Below are 6,235 nucleotides of genomic sequence, written 5' to 3'. Positions count from 1 at the left end.
CCAAACCGAAAGCCCGGCGCCGCAAGAGTTCGCCGTCGCGCCATACCGATCCGTAGATAAAAGTTTGCAAGTTTAGTCTTCGCTCACGCAGCATCGCCACTCGCGACTGCGAGATAAGTCTTCATCGTCCAAAACTCCCCGAAATTGACGCGGCGTAACAGTCTTCGATGTCTTGGTATTTGCGCAACAGCACACTGGAAGTTCGACATGAACAGCGATCACTTATCAACGTCATGTTGACAGACTCCAGCCCCGCGCGAGAGCCTTGCCGTGTCGGGGGATAGGCCGCCTGCCCCTGGACGATATCTTGAGCGGCGATGCTGACGGATCGAGCCACTAGAGCCCCGGCCGTCATGGGAGGAACCTGGAATGTCTCACACTCTGCATTTGCGGAGCCTGCTTATCGTGGGCGCGTCCGCCGTCGCGATAAGTACGATCGCTTCCCCCGCCTGGTCCCAGAACGTTATCGAGGAGCTGGTCGTCACCGCCCAGAAGCGCGAGGAAGCGCTCCAGGACGTCCCGATCGCCGTCTCGGCGTTCAACCAGGACGCCCTCGAAAAGGGCAAGATTGACGGCGGCCCGAACCTCGTCCTGGCCGTGCCGAACGTGAACTTCTCCAAGGGCAACTTCACCGGCTACAACTTCCAGATCCGCGGCATCGGCTCCAAGCTGGTGGCGGGCTCGGGCGACGCCGGCACAGGCATCCACCTGAACAACGCCCCGCTGATCTCCAACAACCTGTTCGAGACCGAATTCTACGACGTGGAACGGGTCGAGGTCCTACGCGGACCGCAGGGCACCCTGTACGGCCGCAACGCCACCGGCGGCGTGGTCAACCTGATCACCGCCAAGCCCATCGACGAGTTCGAAGCGATGGTGAAAGGCGAGATCGGCAACTATTCCACCCGCAAGGTCCGTGGGATGATCAACCTGCCGTTGGGCGACACCTTCGCCCTGCGCCTGGCGGGTTCGTATCTGAAGCGCGACGGGTTCGGGAAGAACCTGGTCACCGGCAACGACGCCGACGACCGCGATCTCTATGGCGCGCGCGCGACCCTGGCGTTCACGCCGACCGACGAGTTCCGCGCCTACTTCATGTGGGATCACTTCAACGAGGAAGATAACCGCTCGCGGATCGGCAAGCAGTTCTGCACCAAGGACGCGGGCCCGGCCAATGTGGGCGGCCTTGGGTACTCCGCAGCTGCGGGCGGCCTGATCGGCCAGATCCAGCGGGGCTTCTTCAGCCAAGGTTGCCAGGCCACGTCTCTGTATTCCGCCGGCGTGCTGGGCACGGTGAACTCGCAGGCCACGCTAGGCGGCCTATTCGGCGCGCTGGGCGGTTTCCAGACTGGCGACGCGTATGCCGGCAAGATGCAGACCACCAATGTCCGCGACATCGAATCGACCTTCGACCCGATCTATGAGTCCAAGACCGACATCTACATGTTCAACGTCGACTGGGACCTGACCGACGAACTGAAACTGACCTGGTTGTCGGCCTTCACCAAGTTCGATCTCTACACGCGCCAGGACTATAACCGCTATGTCCCGAGCGTGGCCTTCAACGCGAGCCCCAACCCGGTCAACGCCTTCGCCGGGGTGCCGGGCTACGCTGCGGCGATCTACCCTAGCCTGTTCCCAGGCGGGGTAATCAACGACCCTCAGAACGGCCCGTTCAACCGGTTCACCACCAGCGACATTTCCTCGGCCTTCACCGAGCAATGGAGCCAGGAGGTCCGCCTGCAATCAGCCTATGAGGGACCGTTCAACTTCAACATCGGCGCCATTATGGTTCGCTACCAGGGCACCGGCGACTACTACGTTATGTTCAACACCGGGACCGGCTTCTACCAACTGAACAACCTGTTCAACACCGGCAATCCGAACTGCACCGGCGCCGCGCCCTGTGTCGCGATCGACCCGAACAAGGAGCCTAACCGCAGCGGCCACAATTATTACGACGCCTACGGCCCCTATGACCTGCGGTCCCATGCCTTCTTCGGAGAGGTCTACTGGCAGGTGGCCGACACCTTCAAGATCACCGGCGGCCTGCGCTACACCAACGACGACAAGGAGGTGGAAAACCACCAGGTCACATTGGGAACGCCCGGAAATGGGATCGGCGGTCCGCTGCCGGGTACGCCCAGCATCCTGAAGGTCAACTTCACCGAGATCACGGGCCGGATCGGCGCGGACTGGAAGCCAGACCTGGGCTTCACTGACGAGACACTGCTGTATGGCTTCTTCTCGCGCGGGTACAAGGCGGGGGGCTTGAACTCACCCTGCAGCGGCGGGGCCGGCGTGATCTGCGGTCCGGCGACCTTCGAACCGGAGTTCATCAATTCCATCGAGATCGGGGCCAAGAACACCCTGCTCGACGGGACGATGACCCTCAACGCTACCTTCTTCAACTATGACTACGAGGGCTATCAGGTCTCCAAGATCGTCAACCGCGCCTCCACCAACGAGAACATCGACGCCAAGATTCGCGGTCTCGAGTTCGAGTCGGTCTGGCAGCCACTGGAAGGCCTGCGCCTGAATGCGGCGATCGGCTATCTCGACACCGAGATCAGCTCGGGCCTCTCGATCGACACCTTCAACCGCACCCAGGGCAATCCCAACCTGATCCTTGTGAAGTCGAGCGCGGCGTCCAACTGCGTGGTCAACGTGGCCTCGGCCCAGGCGGCGCTTGGCTTCTCCAACGCCACCAACGACCCCTTCGCCCTGCTTGGTATCTGCACCCCCGCCTCCACGGCCGGCGCAGGCACGAATATCGGCGGCGGCGCCATCGCCGTCGGAACCAACGCCTTCGGCGGCCTGGTCAGCGACGGCATCCCGGTGGGCCTGGAAGGCAAGGAGTTGCCCAACGCCCCGCACTGGACGGTTTCGCTGGGCGCCCAGTACGACTGGACCTTCGGGAACGGTTGGAACGTGACCCTGCGCGGGGACTACTACCGCCAGACCGAGACCTTCGCCCGGATCTACAACAGCGTCCCCGACCGGATCGACGACTGGCAGAACGTCAACCTGACCCTCACCATCGCCAATCCCGAAAACGGGTGGGAGGTCGGCGCCTATGTGAAGAACGCCACCGACGAGGAGGCCATCACCGACTTCTACCTCACCGATGACTCCTCGGGCCTGTTCCGCAACGCCTTCTACACCGAGCCGCGCACCTACGGCATTTCGCTGCAGAAGCGCTTCTAACCGCCTGAAATCCTAGCCGCGAGGCCTGGCCGTCGCCCCATGGGCGGCGGCCATTTTTTCTGCCGTTTCGGCTGCGAACCAAGATGGTCGAATTGGAATTCCTAGAGTCGGTATGAAAAAGCGGTCCGAAGACCGCCCTTCGCAATCCACGTTTCCGTTTGATTCACGAATTCGTCAAAGAACGCTGGTCGTTTTTGTACGTGCTATTCGAAAACGCGGTATTTCGGCCACAGGCCGCCCAAAGGTCGCCTCAAACACCCTAGGTGATCGTCAATAACATTGACGGCGCACGCCGCCGGACAGAGGTTCCGCCGCCCGGCGCCTCCCCGCGCCGGACTTCACTGCATGCGCATCACGCGGGCGGCTACGCGGACGGATTCACGTCCCGCCGCCCTGGGAGGATACTGATGTCTTATAACGCTCCGCGTCTGCGGACCCTGCTCGCCATGAGCGCGTCCGTCGCGACGCTGTCGGCGATCGCGGTCCCCGCCTTCGCCCAAGACGCCGCCGCTGACCAAGGCTTCGAGATCGAAGAATTGGTGATCACCGCCGAAAAGCGGGAACAGGCTCTGCAGGACGTGCCCGTCGCCGTCTCGGCCTACACCTCGGAACAACGCGACATCGCCGGCATCACCGGTATCCAGGATTTCGTGAACTTCACGCCGGGCATGAACTATTCGGGCACCGACCGCGTCTCGCTGCGCGGCGCCGGCCGTAACACCTTCTACGTGGGCAACGACCCGGGCGTGGCCTCCTACACGGACGGCTTCTACTCGGCCTCCTCGTCGGAACTGTTCAAGTCGCCGCTGTTCATCGAGCGGACGGAAATCCTGCGCGGTCCCCAGGGCACCCTGTACGGCCGCAACGCCATCGGCGGCGCCATCAACCAGGTCTCCAAGCGCCCCTCCGACGAATTCGGCGGAGAGATCCGCGCCGGCGTGGGCAACTACGACCGCACCAAGATCGAGGGCGTGGTCTCGATCCCCGTGGCGGAAAACCTCCGCTTTAAGATCGGCGGCAGCCAGGACTGGCAGCGCAAGGGCTTCATCAAGAACATCGGCACCGCCAATGACGGCGCCGAGATCAAGCGCACCTATTTCGAAGTGCAGATGGAAGCCGAGCTCGGCGAGGATCTCGACGTCTTCGTCCGCTACAACCGCACCAACTGGGATGACACGATGGGCGTGGGCGACCGCCTCGCCAACCTGATCACCCCGTACGACACCACCAACCCGTTCGGCCCGATCGGCAACCTGATGCCGAACGCCCAGTTCGGCTACGCCACGCCCAATCCCGGCGTCACCGACCCCTACACTCAGAACACCAACACGGACGGCTATGGCCAGCTCCGCGGCAACCACATCCTGATCGCCAACGTCACCTACGACCTGGGCTTCGCCGACCTGAAGTACGTCGGCGGCTTCCAGCAGTACAACTACCGCACCGGCGGCGATAACGACGGCACGAGCCGCACCGCGGCGATCGCCATCCCCGGCATGGCGGTTCCCTACTTCCCGACGCTGACCACCGACTTCGACGAGAACAAGCGGTACTTCTCCAACGAGATCAACCTGACCTCGAATTCGGACGGCCCGTTGCAGTGGATCCTGGGCGTCTATCAGTACCATGAGGAATACAAGCAACGGATCCAGCTCGCGAACCCGAACCAGGTCCAGCTGGCCAACCCGCTGACCCTCGCCGGCACCGCCGCGGCGCCGAACCCGCTGCGCAACTACGCCGACACCCAGGCGGCCCTGACCTCCAAGGCCTACGCCGTGTTCGGTCAGGCGACCTATGAGTTCAACGAGCAGTTCGCCGTCACCGCCGGCCTGCGCTACACCAAGGATGAGAAGGACGGCTTCGAAAGCCAGCGCCTCATCATCCTGTCGCCTGCCATCGCCTTCGGCGCGGCGGCCTTCGACGTCTCCACCGACACCAATCCGACCGTCCCCGGGGTGCAGAATTCCCGCAACCTGTCCGACAGTTGGGACGCCGTCACCGGCGTGGTCAATCTGGACTGGACGCCGGACGACGACACCCTGGTCTACGCCAAGTATAGCCGCGGCTATAAGTCCGGCGGGTTCCTGTTGGGCACCCTTTCGGTGCAGCCGCAGGCCGACCAGGAGCAGGTCGACGCTTATGAGCTGGGCCTGAAGAAGACCTTCGGCGGTCGCCTGATCTTCAACGCCTCGGCCTTCTTCAACGACTACAAGGACCTGCAGCTCAACCTGTCGCAGCTGAACGCGGCGGGCACGGCGGCGGCGAACAACTTCGTCAACGTCGACGCCGAGGCCTACGGCCTGGAACTGGAAGCCATCTGGCAGCCGATCAAGGCCCTGCAGATGTCGGCCAGCTACGGCTACCTGAACACCGAGATCACCAAGGGTTGCTGCTTCTACGATCCGGCGGACCCGGGCGCTCTCGACCCCGCGGCGACCCCGCAGGGCGGTTCGGCGCTCAGCAACGGCACCCGTCTGGTGTTCCAGACCCTGAAGGGCTCGAACCTCTATCAGTCGCCGGAGAACAAGTTCGCCTTCAACGGCAACTACACCTTTGAGTTCGCGCCCGGCTCGCTGATCCTGTCGGCCACCTACACCTGGACCGATGAGACCATCTACCAGCCCTTCAAGAGCCGCGACCTGAAGGTGCCGTCCTACGGCGTCTCGGATTTCCGGGTTCTCTGGAACGACGGTGAGGACCGCTACACCCTGATCGGCTTTGTGAAGAACGCCTTCGACGAAGAAGGCTTCAACTCCACGAGCTCGACCAACCCGACGGCGATCTTCGACCAGCCCAATCCGGGCTCGGCGGCCGCCGGCACGCTGCGCCAGACCCGCTCGGCGATCTCGCGCGGCCTGATCCAGCCCCGCACCTACGGCGTGGAGCTGCAGTACCGCTTCTAAGGCGGGCCTGAACCTCGCGATTCGAAAGGCGGCGGGAGCGATCCCGCCGCCTTTTTCGCATGCTCGTCAGAGCGAGGGCGCGGCGCTGACGCGCAGGTGGAATTTAACATCTCCGCAAGCGCTTG

2 protein-coding genes are annotated in these 6,235 nt (G+C 63.1%); both read left to right on the top strand.

Going from position 1 to position 6,235, the window contains the following annotated elements; translation table 11 throughout:
• Positions 1-405 precede the first annotated feature (405 nt).
• Complete coding sequence (locus RMO04_RS12410; protein WP_309645095.1) at positions 406-3,207, top strand: TonB-dependent receptor; 2,802 nt, start codon at positions 406-408, stop codon at positions 3,205-3,207.
• Between the two features lie 407 nt (positions 3,208-3,614).
• The gene (locus RMO04_RS12405; protein WP_309645094.1) at positions 3,615-6,110 is read left to right on the top strand and encodes a TonB-dependent receptor; all 2,496 of its coding nucleotides are present in this window, start codon (positions 3,615-3,617) and stop codon (positions 6,108-6,110) included.
• Positions 6,111-6,235 lie beyond the last annotated feature (125 nt).

The organism is Phenylobacterium sp., assembly GCF_031412415.1.
Lineage (GTDB): Bacteria > Pseudomonadota > Alphaproteobacteria > Caulobacterales > Caulobacteraceae > Phenylobacterium.
The sequence above is the reverse complement of the archived record's forward strand: the minus strand, read 5'-3'. Positions and strand labels throughout refer to the sequence as shown.